The sequence below is a fragment of the Aneurinibacillus soli genome, assembly GCF_002355375.1.
Classification (GTDB): domain Bacteria; phylum Bacillota; class Bacilli; order Aneurinibacillales; family Aneurinibacillaceae; genus Aneurinibacillus; species Aneurinibacillus soli.
Window position 1 is genome coordinate 2768992 of sequence record NZ_AP017312.1, and the last position, 14203, is coordinate 2783194.

The 14203-nt window shown below is 47.5% G+C and carries 15 protein-coding genes and 1 riboswitch; of the genes, 5 read left to right on the top strand and 10 right to left on the bottom strand.

Features of this window, described 5'->3' with window-relative positions; all coding sequences use genetic code 11:
• Positions 1-132 precede the first annotated feature (132 nt).
• Positions 133-1233, bottom strand: a complete 1101-nt coding sequence (gene serC, locus CB4_RS13970) for a 3-phosphoserine/phosphohydroxythreonine transaminase (protein ID WP_096466389.1) — start codon at positions 1231-1233, stop codon at positions 133-135.
• A 297-nt stretch (positions 1234-1530) separates the two neighbouring features.
• On the opposite strand from serC, the gene CB4_RS13975 reads away from it, so the two are divergent.
• Positions 1531-2637, top strand: coding sequence for a deoxyribonuclease IV (locus tag CB4_RS13975; RefSeq protein WP_096466390.1), 1107 nt, complete (start codon positions 1531-1533; stop codon positions 2635-2637).
• Positions 2638-2677: 40 nt separating this feature from the next.
• Positions 2678-2893: a hypothetical protein gene (locus CB4_RS21600; protein WP_146226588.1), complete on the top strand. Its 216-nt coding sequence runs from the start codon at positions 2678-2680 to the stop codon at positions 2891-2893.
• A gap of 447 nt (positions 2894-3340) precedes the next feature.
• Here the strand turns inward: CB4_RS21600 and CB4_RS13980 are convergent, their stop codons facing one another.
• From CB4_RS13980 to yneA, 8 genes are all read right to left on the bottom strand, one after another.
• Positions 3341-3802 (bottom strand): hypothetical protein, encoded by a 462-nt coding sequence (locus tag CB4_RS13980; RefSeq protein WP_096466391.1) that lies wholly within the window; start codon positions 3800-3802, stop codon positions 3341-3343.
• Between the two features lie 15 nt (positions 3803-3817).
• The gene (locus CB4_RS13985) at positions 3818-4702 is read right to left on the bottom strand and encodes a YitT family protein (protein ID WP_096466392.1); all 885 of its coding nucleotides are present in this window, start codon (positions 4700-4702) and stop codon (positions 3818-3820) included.
• Between the two features lie 313 nt (positions 4703-5015).
• Positions 5016-5228 (bottom strand): hypothetical protein, encoded by a 213-nt coding sequence (locus tag CB4_RS21605; protein ID WP_146226587.1) that lies wholly within the window; start codon positions 5226-5228, stop codon positions 5016-5018.
• 86 nt (positions 5229-5314) lie between these two features.
• On the bottom strand, positions 5315-6049 hold the full coding sequence (locus CB4_RS13990) for a C40 family peptidase (protein WP_096466393.1): 735 nt from the start codon (positions 6047-6049) through the stop codon (positions 5315-5317).
• Positions 6050-6366: 317 nt separating this feature from the next.
• A complete protein-coding gene (locus CB4_RS13995) occupies positions 6367-8790 on the bottom strand; it encodes a U32 family peptidase (protein ID WP_096467752.1) in 2424 nt (807 codons plus the stop codon).
• A 144-nt stretch (positions 8791-8934) separates the two neighbouring features.
• On the bottom strand, positions 8935-9579 hold the full coding sequence (locus CB4_RS14000; protein ID WP_096466394.1) for a YneB family resolvase-like protein: 645 nt from the start codon (positions 9577-9579) through the stop codon (positions 8935-8937).
• A 58-nt stretch (positions 9580-9637) separates the two neighbouring features.
• Positions 9638-9862, bottom strand: coding sequence for a DUF896 domain-containing protein (locus tag CB4_RS14005; protein ID WP_096466395.1), 225 nt, complete (start codon positions 9860-9862; stop codon positions 9638-9640).
• 69 nt (positions 9863-9931) lie between these two features.
• Entirely contained in the window at positions 9932-10213 is a 282-nt protein-coding gene (yneA, locus tag CB4_RS14010; protein WP_096466396.1) for a cell division suppressor protein YneA, read from the bottom strand.
• Between the two features lie 215 nt (positions 10214-10428).
• Here yneA and lexA point away from each other — a divergent pair, with 215 nt between their 5' ends.
• Complete coding sequence (gene lexA / locus CB4_RS14015; protein ID WP_096466397.1) at positions 10429-11052, top strand: transcriptional repressor LexA; 624 nt, start codon at positions 10429-10431, stop codon at positions 11050-11052.
• A 66-nt stretch (positions 11053-11118) separates the two neighbouring features.
• Here the strand turns inward: lexA and CB4_RS14020 are convergent, their stop codons facing one another.
• Complete coding sequence (locus tag CB4_RS14020) at positions 11119-11607, bottom strand: DUF456 domain-containing protein (protein WP_231956011.1); 489 nt, start codon at positions 11605-11607, stop codon at positions 11119-11121.
• Between the two features lie 184 nt (positions 11608-11791).
• A riboswitch (SAM riboswitch) is annotated at positions 11792-11897 on the top strand.
• A 207-nt stretch (positions 11898-12104) separates the two neighbouring features.
• On the opposite strand from CB4_RS14020, the gene tnpB reads away from it, so the two are divergent.
• The gene (gene tnpB, locus CB4_RS14025) at positions 12105-13208 is read left to right on the top strand and encodes an IS200/IS605 family element RNA-guided endonuclease TnpB (protein ID WP_096466399.1); all 1104 of its coding nucleotides are present in this window, start codon (positions 12105-12107) and stop codon (positions 13206-13208) included.
• Positions 13209-13354: 146 nt separating this feature from the next.
• On the top strand, positions 13355-14182 hold the full coding sequence (locus CB4_RS14030; RefSeq protein WP_096466400.1) for an alpha/beta hydrolase: 828 nt from the start codon (positions 13355-13357) through the stop codon (positions 14180-14182).
• Positions 14183-14203 lie beyond the last annotated feature (21 nt).

Sequence of the window (14203 nt, forward strand, 5' to 3'; positions counted from 1 at the left end):
AGAAAAAGATGTCCCACTCATTTACGACACAGCCTCCCCTCTCATCTTTACTTACAGACACAAAAAATAGAAGTGGCCCGAATCAGATACGATATCGGGCCACTTCTATTACATTCGCTTTTTTCACGATTTTTAGCTATTTTTCTTTTGGAACTCAATCATGAATTCGCTCAGCGCTTTACATGCTTCATACGGTACCGCATTGTATGTGGATGCACGGCATCCGCCAACAGAGCGGTGACCATTCAGACCTACGAAGCCTGCTGCTTTTGCTTCAGCAAGGAACTGTTTCTCCAGTTCTTCATTGCTAACGCGGAATGTAATGTTCATCAGGGAACGGCTGTCTTTCTCCGCATGACCACGGTAGAAGCCATTGCTTGCATCAATTACATCATAGATAAGAGCTGCTTTCTCTTGATTGCGCTTCGTAATCGCTTCAAGTCCGCCTTGCTCTTTTGCCCATTCCAGTACAAGGCCAAGCATATAAATACCGAATGTCGGCGGTGTGTTGTACAGGGAATTGTTCTTCACGTGCGTATCATAGCGCAGCATTGTCGGCACATTCTCTATGTTCGCACGTGCGAGCAGATCGTCACGAACGATAGCAACCGTTACGCCAGATGGGCCAAGATTTTTCTGTGCGCCCGCATAAATCATCGCGAACTTGCTTACATCAACCGGATGCGACATAATATCGCTTGACATATCTGCAATAAGCGGAATATCACCCGTATCCGGGAATTCAAACCATTCAGTACCAAAGATTGTATTGTTTGACGTGATGTGAACATACGCCGTATTGTCTTCAAATGTCAGCTCATCCAGTTTTGGAATGCGATTATGATTTGTCTCTTTGGATGTGAACGGCACATATGTATCGCCGAACATTTTCGCTTCTTTGTTCGCTTTCTCAGACCATGCACCTGTCAGCACATACGCTGCTTTCTGGTCTGCCGGAAGAAAGTTCATCGGCACCATAGCAAACTGTGTGCTCGCACCACCCTGTAGGAATAGTACCTGATAGTTATCCGGAATGTTCATCAGTTCTTTCAGGTTGGCAATCGCCTGGTTGTGTACTTGCTCATACGCCGGGCTGCGATGGCTCAGCTCCATAAGGGACATGCCTGTGCCCTGGAAATCCACCAATTCTTTCTGAGCTTTTTCCAGAACTTCAAGCGGCAGTGCAGATGGGCCTGCGTTAAAGTTGTATGCGCGCTGTGCCTTTGTTAACATGATTCTCACTCCTTATATGATTGCGAAACTTTTCCTTTATCCTACACCTAATCCCGCAAAAAGAAAAGACATGTTTTCATAATTTCTAAAAAACATCCGGAAATGTTCATAAAACCACCCCTTTTTCACCTAAAAAAAGGAATAATTTCACTCAGAACCGAACGTTTGAAAATAATCAACTTTATATGTCAGTCTTTTCTGTTCATTCCGCTTCTTTTATTTTAAACGAAAAATAGCATTATATGCGTACACTACTGTTTTTTTGCTACAATTAGGACAGAAAAGGAGTGAACAGATTTGAAAATTGGGTCTCACGTTTCGTTTTCAAAGAAAGGATTATTGAATGCGGTGGAGGAAGCTATCGGGTATGGCTCCACTTCGTTCATGGTATATACAGGCGCACCGCAAAACACGCGCCGCAAACCGATGGAAGAGCAATATGTCGATGAAGGGCTTGCGCTCATGCACAAGCACGGCATCGAGGACATCGTGGTACACGCTCCTTACATCATTAATCTCGGTTCGTACAAGCCAGATACATTCGAGCTTGCCGTTACATTTCTTGCCGAAGAAATTCGCCGGGCCGAATACATCGGTGTTCAGAATATTGTACTGCACCCCGGCGCTTATACCGATAAAGATGCGGAATACGGAATCAATCGCATTGCGGAAGGATTAAACGAGGTCCTACATAGTGGCCAAACCGCAAAAATCGCGCTTGAGACGATGGCGGGCAAAGGCTCGGAAATTGGTCGTTCGTTTGAGGAACTAGCGGCGATTATCGATAAGGTAAAGCTGAATGATAAGCTCTCGATCTGTTTTGATACATGCCATACACATGATGCCGGATATGACATTGTGAACGACTTTGATGGTGTTATGGAACAATTCGACCGCCTGATCGGCATCGACCGCATCGGTGTGTTTCATATTAATGACAGTAAAAACTTCCGGGGCGCGGGCAAAGACCGGCACGCTCCACTCGGTGCTGGCTTGATTGGATTTGATGCCATCCACTACATTGCCCACCATGATGCAGCTAAAAATAAGCCCGTCATTCTCGAAACACCGTGGATCGGAAAAAATAAAAACGATCAGTCGCCAATGTATGAAGCCGAAATTGCGCTGTTGTGCGGTACGACCCTTGAGCGATTTGATGGTACATTTCTCGAAGATGTTGCGCGACTCGGCTCGTTTTTTGCCCGGGAAGGCATCGATCGTCGGACGTTCATTGTGCAGAACTGGGAGCGCCTGCAGGATAAAAAAGCGAAAAAAGAAGACCCGCGCGAGCCACTCGAACTGTTGTTTGACCGGGTGACAGCAGAAGACGTACTGCCAGGCGCGTCCGAAGAAGGAATCAATAAGCGCCTGATTGCCTGGCTTTCCGGTATCATCGAAAAATAATAGACAAGCCTCTTTTCTTGGGTGAGGTTTTCTCCGAAGTGTGGTGGAGGATCGGGATCGGGCAAGGCCTCGTCACTTCGGTACGCTCGCTACGGAGTGGAGACTGTCCGCTCCAGGTGCCAGACGAACTCGCCCACAAAACATGCCCACGATGTATTTGCAGCGAAGCATTGTGGGCAAGGGCCCGTTCGTCTGCCTCCTTCCGCTGGGGAGTCGCGTACAGGCGTTCCGCTGCCCCGCCCGATCCCGCTCCTAGCACACTTTGGTTAAAACACCATCAAGTAATATCAAGAGGCCAAGCTTTGCTATGCAGGTAAAAAATAAAGAAGCTGTCTTTCGAAAAGCCAGTTACGATCAAGCAAATCCATTGTGGCATCGCGTGTTTTTTTGTAAACCGAAACATTGTGCGGGGAGTGGGAGAATGGAGGAGCAAGAGAGTGCCTTTACGTGATTGCACAGCGAAGGGAGGACGGCGAACGGGCTTTTGCCCGCAATCCTTCGGTGAATCAACATCGGAGGATTTTCTTTGTGGGCGAGTTCGCCGTTCTTCCGGAGCGGACAGTCCTAGCTTCCCCGCAAGCGTAACCAAGCGAACGGCTCCTCCCTTCTCCCACTCCCTCACCACCACACGTTGTCGATTCTACAAAAGAAAGGCTGTTCCGCTCGCCATGTTCTGGCTTTGGGACAGCCTCTTGCCTTTTCTTTATTTCACCGAAAGCACAATGTCTCCCCGCTTTTTTTCTTCTACATACACCGTAAGCACCCAGGTGCCCGCATGTGGAAAAAGAAGCGGAACTTTTCCCTGGGCTACTGCAATCGAAGAAGACATTTCGGTAAGCCTGGCAGTTCGTTCCGGCAATTTTTCTCCCGTAGCGGTCTGCATTCCAGAGATTTTAACGGTTTTTCCGACCAGGTCCTCTTTCTTCCCCCAGAAAAAAAGCGTATGTTCTCGTTCCTTTCCTACGGTAATAGGCGCTTCTACAAGTCCGACATTTCCTTTTTCCCCGCGCATGAAATATTGCGCCTTCCGTACCCGAATCACCCAGGAAGAAGAATCACCCTTCTCTATTGTCTCCTTACCAAGCATTTTTGCTTTCTCTTCAGACGGTGCCAGAATAAAAGCGATGGTTGCAATAAGTCCAAGTATGAGTATAATATATCGCATCGTATCGTCCCGCCTTTAGTGGATATTTTTCTTTTTAAAATTTCCTCCCCGTACATTATTAATCGCACCCACTGCCAGGAATGCACCCGGGTCAATATCTTCAATAATTGACTTCAGTTTCGCTTCTTCCAGCCTGGTAATCACACAAAAAATAACTTGTTTCCGGTCACCCGTATAGGCGCCTTCCCCATTCAAATACGTAACGCCGCGCCCAAGACGTGCGAGAAGTATGTCTCCGATCTCCCTGTGCATCTCACTAATAATCCATACCGCACGTGATTCATCTAAGCCCTGAATCGTAACATCAATCATTTTAAAGGCGATATAATAGGCAATAAGTGAATACATCGCCCGTTCCCAGCCAAACACAAAGCCTGCACTTCCCAGAATGAAAATATTAAAAAACATGACCGTTTCGCCGACAGATAAAGGAATCCGCTTATTAAATACAATAGCAACAATCTCGGTTCCATCAAGTGATCCTCCGTAACGAATGACCATCCCGACGCCAATTCCAAGAATAATCCCACCAAACACCGCAGCCAGCAGAGGGTCCTCTGTTAGTTCCGGTACCGGGTGGAGAAAGCTGGTCCCAATTGACATGACCGCAATTCCGAACAAAGTCGACAGCGCAAACGTTTTTCCAATCTGTTTATATCCAATAAATAGGAACGGCAAGTTTAAAACAAATAAAAACACACCCAGTTTCACGCTGGTAAGGTGGGAAAGAATGATCGAAACCCCTACAATACCTCCGTCAATGATATTGTTCGGAACAAGGAAAATCTCCAGGCCAATTGACACAAGTACTGCTCCAAGAAAAATAAAGAGAGCCCGTTTGACTAATTTTAATTTACTGGTTTTTTTATGCGTTTTCTTCTCTACTTGTGTGTATTCCATCCTTTTCCTCCTTCATTTGTAGTCATTTCTATTTTATCATATTCATCTGCTGTTTTTTAGAAAAAAAGAGGCTGTACCAAAAGACAGAACATGGCGAACTGGGCAGCTTTTTGGTGGTATCAATAACGTTTGGTGGTAAGGGAGTGGGAGAAGGAAGGAGCCGCACAACGTTTCGGTTTACCAAAATCCACTCGACGCCAGAATGGATTTGCTCGATCGCAACTGGCTTTTTGAAAGGCCGCTTTTTAATTTTTTAGCTGCATAGCAAAGCTCAACTTCTTGATATTGCTTGATGGTGTTTACCCAAACTGTGTCAGGAGCGGGATCGGGCGGGGCAACGGAACGCCTGTACGCGACTCCCCAGCGGAAGGGGACAGGCGAATGGGCCTTTGCCCACAATGCTTCTTCTGAAATACATCGCGGGCACCTTTTGTGGGCGAGTTCGCCTGGCACCTGGAGCGGACAGTCCCAACTTCTCTGTAAGCGTACCAAAGTGACGAGGCCCCGCCCGATCCCGCTCCTCCACTACACTTTGGAGAAACCTTCCCCCAAGAAAAAAGAGACTGCCTCAGTCGCCATGTTACAGCGTTTGAGACAGCCTCCTGGTTTACGCTAAAAAACTCGTTTTGCACCATAATACGTATAATTTTTTAAATACCAGTCCAGATCGTCGATTCGTACACTTTTGGTAGCTGCGTGCGCCATCTTATTATCTCCAACATAAATGCCGACATGCGTAACAGTGCCTTTCTTGTCGGCATCAAAAAACAGCAAGTCTCCTGGCTCAAGTGGTGCTTCTGCATCCACAGCCTCTCCTGTCGTAAATTGAGCCTGTGATGTACGTGGAAGCTCTACCCCCATCTCTGCGAATACATAGGAAGTGAAACCACTGCAATCAAATCCGTCTGTCGTCACTCCGCCCCACTTGTACGGGGTGCCAAGCAACGGTTCAATGATCCCACTCATTTCGGTAGGCTGTGCTACTTTTTTCGTTTCTTCTTTTATTACTGGCAGTGAAGTCGCTACTTTGATAGTCGTTTTTGCAGTCAAATTTCCTGATGTAACGGAACTAACACTCGTCTTTCCTACTGCTACATAACGAGTTGTGGGTTCCTTGGTGGCGCTGCGACTTGTGGCAACCGCCCCATGCGGAATCTCCAGTACCTGCCCGGCTTTAATCGTATCTGTCTGCAAATTATTTTTCTGCTTTAACACAGCAATCGATGTACCGAAGCGCTTACTTATACTGTACAATGTATCGCTTTTTCCAACTGTATAAGGAGCTGCGGCAACGGGCGAGGCAAATGCCACCGATAAAATAAGTCCTAGTGCTATTTGTCTTTTCATATGTTATCACCGTCCCAAACTGTTTGTCCAATCTGGTACATTATTCACAACGTATCTATGTATGCATGCATATCATTGCTTATGATTCTATTTTAACGGGTAATTTTGTCTATGGGTATATTTTTTTTGAAAATATACCTTATTTGCATCTTAATTCCTATTTTTCTGTGAAAATGGGCGGAGATACGAAAGATAAGAGGGCGAAGCCGTCCGATTCCGATCCTCCACCACACTTTGAAGAAAGTCACACCAAGAAAAAAAGACTGTCTCAGTCACTATGATCTAGCCTGAGACAGTCTTCCGCTCTACTTCGTTCTTTATTTAATTAGCTGTCCGCGTGTAACACCAAGCTGATTGGTCGCCTTCAGTGCTCTCCATACGCTTGTACCACTCCGTTTGCCGATCAGTGCTTCCCGGTACAGACGCAAAACGTCGTGGACTTGATCCGCATCTTCCTCCAAAAATTCCACCCGATAGCGGCGAATGCCAAGTTCAAGAAAATTCGGCAAGTATTCAGCTCCTGACTGTTCAATCGCGTTGTATACAGTATTGCGGCAGCCAATATCGACACGAACCGGGTGTGACATGCCGATCCGATCCTGCAGCGATACACGATGGCTTTCACACGGACGCCCGCAGTTCGTATAATCGGTTCCTTCACTCAGGAAGGTACAGTATACACAATGTTCGGTATGGAACATCGGTAAGTGTTGATGAATCACAAGCTCCATTCGGCTTGTATCTGCCACCGCTAGCATATCGACCATCTGCTGAATATTTAAGTCATAAGAAGGGGTGATCCAGGTAAGACCATTCTCTGCAAAAACTTCCGCCGTCTTATGATTCGCTACATTTAAGGAAAAATCGCCGAATAACGGCAGACTGATCTCTGCCTGACGGTAATACGAAAGCGCACCTAGATTGCGCACCAAAATCGCATCCGGACCCGCTTTTACAATACTGTTCAGCACACCGTTCTCACCCGGCATGTGAATGCGCGGCGTCGCAAGCGCGATACGTTTGCCGTGATCATGCGCAATCTGCACAGCAGCCGGATAATCCCGGGTAAATTCAAAATCCGCATATACATACTCTACGTCCGCTGCAGATGCGGCCCGTACCTGCTCTATGGTACGGCAAAGTGCGATCAGTTCCGGATCATGCTGTGCATGTACGTGTGTCTGCGCAGCTACTTGCTGTACGCCTGCCTCTTTACGCGCATACACGCGCGGCTTCCGACGTTGCTCCATCAGCTGCTCCACTGCGTCCCGACGCATATGATTCAACTCTTTAACTGGAACAATTACCTCACCCGCAAGCTCCATATCAAGCGTGTGCAATTCATAGATCGTCCCACCAAGTCGGCCCCACTGCTCTGCTAGATAGTCCTGGCTGAGCGGACGTTTCATCGCTTTCTCCAGATTCATCTCAGACGTAACGATTACGTGATTTCCCGTATTTTCGTCGATCCATTCAGCGGTAAGCGGTGCGCCTTCTTGTCCACGTACGTTTACGGCAAGAGGGAACAAGCGATACGGATGATCGGTTTCAAACGTTTTGCGCAGACGACGGTCAAGTTCCGGATCATTCGTCTTCCAGATCTTGTCCCCTACCTGCACACGGCGCAGCTTCACATCATGTCGGCCCGGTACAATCTCGATCTGGCCGTGTTCCACTTCCCCTTCGATCTTACGTCCATTTTTACGTAGATCGTATACACGTCCGCCCTCTTCCTTCTCCTGCGGATTGCCGGCATCAAACACAATGCCGTCTCCTCGCTTCAACGGCGCTTCCAGGTCACAAAGCACGGCATCTTTCAACACTTTTTTGACCGTTCCGAGATACACGCCCCGGCTTTTCGGGAATGTGCCATCCACAAGTTTTTTGTTGTTTGTCCCTTCAAGGAATCCATGCGTAAAGCCACGGCTGAAGCTTTGCTGTAATTCACGTACTTCACTGTCGGACGGCGTGTAGTCCTTACCTTCAAAATACGCATCGATAGCGCGACGATATTTACTTACCACGTTCGCCACGTATTCCGGTGTTTTCATACGGCCTTCAATTTTGAATGAGCTGATGCCTGCTTCAATCAAATCCGGAATCAGATCAATGGCTGCTAAATCCTTTGGTGACAGCAAATATGCAACATTGCCCATCTCTTTTTGTTCGCCATCTACCATCAGATCATATGGCAAACGACAAGCTTGCGCACATTCCCCTCTGTTTGCAGACCGTCCACCCCACATCTCGGATGTTAAGCACTGGCCAGAGTACGATACGCAGAGTGCTCCATGTACAAACACTTCCAGCGGCGTGTTTGTTTTTCCGGCAATGGTCCGGATTTGCTTCAAGTTGTTCTCGCGTCCGAGTACAACAATCTCCATCCCATACTGCGACGCGAATTCAACCGCCTCCGGTGATGTAATCGTCATCTGGGTAGAGCCGTGAATTGGGAAGTCCGGTGACATCTCCCGAATCGCTTTGACAAGGCCGAAATCCTGTACAATGACCGCATCCACCCCTGCGTTCATACAGGCATCGATCAGTTCACGTGCGTCTTCCATCTCATTCTCAAATACTAAAATATTAAACGTCAAATAGCCTTTGACACCATACATATGCAGATATGCCATAATCTCTGGCAGATTATCCATCTGAAAATTATCGGCCCGGGCCCGGGCGTTAAATTTTTCTACTCCAAAAAATATCGCATCGGCACCATTCGCTACGGCAGCCTTCATACACTCCCAATTACCAGCGGGAGCTAGAAGCTCGACGCTATCTCTCGTAATCGCAGTCACTTTCTGCTCATCCTTCCTGCGCGTAAAGTTCTCAAACTCTTACTATACAACTAACCTGATCGGAAAGCGAGACCTGACAGCCGCTTACCCTTCTTGCTCGGCTACATATTCCCGATAACGACGATGTACCGTAGCACGTGATGCTTCGTAGCCCAGCCCGCGCAGCACAACCGCGATATCTTCAAAGGTCAATTTTTTCGCCCGCAGACGCACGATTTCCTCGATTGGCAATTCATTACGCTTACGGCCACCCTGATCGAGATTTTTCAAATTTTTTTCGGGCCGGAATCCTTCAGCAATCGCCCGCTGCATACCGCGAGAAATCTTATGATTGATCAGGCGACGCTGATATTCTTCGACAATGGCGAGAATTTCAAGCACCATCCCTTCCATCTCAGTTACTTGCAGCTCACCATCATTATCACATGCGAAAACACGCGCACCAAGCTTACGAATCTGGTGCAGCAGCGCAATCTTACTGTTGCCGCGCCCAAGTCGCGTCTCATCCTGCACGACAATCGCTTCCGCTTCTCCGTTCGTCAGGAGATCGAGCGCTTCGATCATGCCGGTACGCTCCATCTCGAACCCGCTCGCCTTTTCCTCGATTTCACCAACAATCTGCCACCCGTGTTGAGTAGCATACTGGCGCAGCTCCTCACGCTGCCGCACAAGGCTTGTCTCCTGTTCCTTCCGTTCTGTGCTGACGCGTGCATACAATACAACTTTCATACGAAATTCCCCTTATTTATCTAGTAAAAAAACCCTCCAGCTAGCAGGAGGGTTTCTGTCAATGCTTCGGCTTGTGCTTCTTCGAAAGCGGTCCGAGATCTTGTCCTTCTTCATCCACAAGGTGAATCGATTCAAGATTGACTTGCAAAGATTGGCGCACAGCCTGAATATATTCAGCACGAAGCGCTTTCTGCTCCGCTTTCTCGTTATCTGTAAGGCCTGCCGACGTTTTCGCTTTGGCAGCCAGTTCGTTAATCCGGCGAACCTTCTCATCCGTTACCATACGTGAACTCCTCTCATAAAACATGAGTATCATTATAACACAATTCCAGTACGGAATAAACGTTCGGTATTACGATTCTAGCGGAATGACAAGTACGTCGCCCGGATGGATAACGGCACTGGTCAACTGATTTTCTTGCTGTATGTAGTACATGAGTTCCTGGGTAGACATGTGTGCCTGTTCGTCATAGCGCTTTGCAATCTCCCAGAGCGTATCCCCTGCCTGAACGGTAACCTCGATCCCTGGTGGCTTCGGGGTCCGATTCCCCCCGATTGATGCAAATACAAGATTCGCCGTACTAAATACACACACTCCAATAATCATCCCGATCCATAACGACTTCCTGCTCATGTTCACTTCCCCTTCCCGTATGTCTGCTTCTATGATTGATTATATGCTTGTCCTGTTGTAATAGAACGCCCACAAAACAAGAACGTTCGTTCTGTTTTTATGATAAATCGAACCTGTGTTCCTGTCAACAAAAATTCGAACTTATGTTTGTATATAGCGAACAATGCTGATATAATAAGATCAAAGTATACCGTGAAGAATGGAGTTGCCAATCTATGAAAAAGCTTTCCAGCCGCCAGCTTGCCATCCTGGATTACATAAAGCGTGAAGTCAAAGAAAAAGGATATCCGCCTTCAGTCCGTGAGATCGGAGAAGCCGTCGGGCTCGCTTCCAGCTCAACCGTTCACGGCCATCTCGCCCGCCTAGAGAAAAAAGGGCTGATTCGTCGCGATCCAACGAAACCGCGTGCCATTGAGATTCTAGATGGGGAGAGAGAGGCTCTCGAACCAGCCGGTATCAAGACTGTCATTGTTCCGGTCATGGGCAAAGTAACAGCCGGTCTGCCGATTACAGCTATAGAGAACGTGGAGGAGCATTTTGTCCTGCCGGAGAACATGGTAGGCACTGATACTGTTTATATGCTACGCATTCAAGGCGAAAGCATGATGGACGCCGGGATTCTCGATGGCGATTATGTCATCGTCCGTCAGCAACAGGTTGCCAATAATGGAGATATTGTTGTCGCGATGACAGAAGAAGACGAAGCAACAGTGAAGCGCTTCTTTAAAGAAAAAAATCATATCCGCCTTCAGCCAGAGAACCAGTCGATGGAACCGATCCTGCTTCCGGATGTAACCATCCTTGGCAAAGTCATCGGCGTATACCGCAACATTCACTAAGCCATACAAGAGAAAGAAGACCCGCCAGCTCTGAGCTGGCGGGTCTTCTTTCTTATTAGATACACGCTATAATACAACGATCAGGAACCAGATAATCATCACCAGCTGAATGATGATTTTTGCAACTGTACTGCTTAAAAATCCGAGTACAGTTCCAGTCGCAATTCGCAGTGCAAAGGTTCCTTTTCCTCGTGCTACCTCAAGGCCCCATACCGCAAGAAACGGGCCAATCAAAATCGCAACCGGACCAAGAAAAGCTCCTAGAAGCAGTGGCCCAGCCAATAGACCGACCGTAGCCACGATCATGGACCATTTATCTCCTCCGTATTTTTTCAGAAAATACGCGTTCGATAACAAATCTGCCCCGATCAATAAAGCTGTTAGTACGGTCATCGGAACCCAGAACGTCCACGTTAACGGTACATGACCGAGCGCAAATTTGTACGTTAAAAATCCAACCCACACAAGCAGCGCATCAGGAATGATCGGGATTATAACACCCGCCAGGCTTAACAAAAATAAAACGCCAATTCCCGTCCAAATTATCGCATCCACAGCCATCCCCCCTTTTTTGTATCTTATCATTTTTTTGTTTGTTATATGTTTGTATACGCAGTATTTTAGTACAATTAATTCATAGTATTTAAATGAGAATTGTTTAGAATAATTCTTGACGCTAAGTTCTGCTTTTATATATACTAATCATACAATACCTGTTCAACTTCATACCGCAATCCATTTCTTATCAAGAGTGGCAGAGGGAATAGGCCCGATGATGCCCAGCAACCAGCAGAATTCTGCAAGGTGCTACATCCTACAGAACCAACTGTTCTGGCAGATGAGGAAACGAATTTTCACTCCCATTCGTCCCTTTTCTCAATACGGAATAGGGATTTTTTATCATTTCAGCCGAGAAGACTTCCACTTCTAAGCGATAACGAAAGTGGGGGATGAATCGGATTCGGACGAGGGAAGGCTTTTGCCTTCTCGCAAGTCCGACTGTTCTCTTCCCAGGTGGTCAGGTACAATGAAATGGAGGAGGTGAAAGATACATGGTCAAACATAAAGGGTTCAAATTTCGCATCTATCCAAACGAGGAACAGGCTACGCTCATCAACAAGTCCATTGGCTGTGTTCGCTATGTGTTCAACCACTTCCTGGCGAAACGAAAAGAAGCCTATGAGACCGAACAAAAAACATTGAATTATACGGCTTGTTCCGCTCTTTTGACGACACTGAAGAAAGAAGTATCCTGGTTAAAAGAACCGGATTCTACCGCCCTGCAAAACACATTAAAAGACCTGGATGCGGCCTATCAAAAGTTTTTCAACGAGAAAAAAGGGTATCCCAAATTCAAAAGCCGGAAGAATCCCAGACAGTCGTACAATACGACAAACAACAAGGATGCGATTCGTATAGAAGGAACGCATATCCGACTTCCGAAACTTGGACTCGTTCCATTTGCCAAAAGCCGGGAAGTAGAAGGGCGTATCCTGTCAGCCACGGTTCGCCGCCATCCATCCGGCAAGTATTTTGTATCGGTGCTTTGTAAAGTGGAGATGCAACCGTTACCAAAAGTGGGGAAGCAGGTGGGAGTCGACTTGGGCCTGACAAGGTTTGCGATTCTTTCGGATGGAGAAACCTTCGCTAATCCGAAGTATCTGCGAAAGTACGAAACGAAACTGACCCACCTGCAACGTGTCATGAGCAGACGTACAAAAGGGGGTTCCAACTGGAACAAGGCGAGAATCAAAGTCGCTCGTCTGCATGAGAAAATCACCTACTGCCGCACCGACTTCCTGCAAAAACTGTCCACTACACTGATTCGTGAAAACCAAACGATTTGTGTAGAGGACTTGCAGGTGTCGAATATGCAGAAAAATCACAAGCTGGCGAAAAGCATTTCCGATGCATCCTGGTCGGAGTTTCGTCGGATGCTGGAATACAAGGCAGACTGGTATGGACGTACCCTCAGTTTTGTCGGAAAGACATTCCCATCGAGTCAGTTGTGTTCGGCATGTGGATACCGGAACCGGGATGTGAAGAACCTGAACTTGAGGGAATGGTGCTGTCCCGAATGTCATACACACCATGACCGGGATGTAAATGCGGCCGTGAATATTTTGCAAGAAGGACTAAGACTGCTAGAAACATAATCTAACCAACCGTAGGAATTGCGGGAGTAGCCTGGGGTACATCATGTACGAATTCTGCTCAGTAGAGCGGACTAGCCAGGAATCCCCCACTTCAAAAATCGTTAGATTTTAAGTGGTGGGAGTATTCAATCCAGGAGGATACAATTATGGAACGAGTCATTCATATTTCCTATAATACAATTGAACTAGCGGCCACTGTTCACTATCCAGCACCGCACACACGCCGCGATCCAAACAAGCGCTGGCCCGCCATTATTATTTGCCACGGATTCGTCGGCAGCCGGATCGGACAAAATAGACTGTTCGTAGAGGCGGCACGTCGATTTGCCGAAGAAGGCTATTTCGTTCTGCGATTTGATTATGCCGGATGCGGGGAAAGCGGTGGAGAGTACGGAGACAATACAATGGACGCATTCATCGCCCAGACACGTCGCGTACTCGACTATGTACGAAGTATCGATTGTGTGGATGCCTCGCGTATTACCCTGCTTGGACATAGCCTCGGCGGTGCCGTTGCCCGTCTAACCGCTAATCGAGATTCACGCGTCTCTTCTTTAATTTTATGGGCGCCGGTTGCACATCCGTTCTATGATATTGTACGAATCGTCGGCCGGGATTCGTATGAAGAAGCCGAGCAAACAGGTGAGACTGATCATCTCGGATATGCACTTCGCCCCGCATTCTTCCATTCACTTGCCCATGTACAGCCGCTGGCGGATACCGCGTCTGTATTTTATGGAGATGTGTTTATCGCGCATGGCACAGGTGATACAGACATCCCATGTGATTACTGCGGACTGTATCGCGAATCACTGCGGCGGCGGGCAGCTGGACGGTGTGATACGAAGCTGATCGATGGAGCTGACCACGTCTTTGCATCCCTTGCCGGGAGACGTGATTTGTTCTCTGCCACGTCCGACTGGCTCGCACAAGTCGAAGCACAAAAAAATGAGTGGAGCGACTGGACGATCTAGCCCCTCTCTATCAAAGTAGCC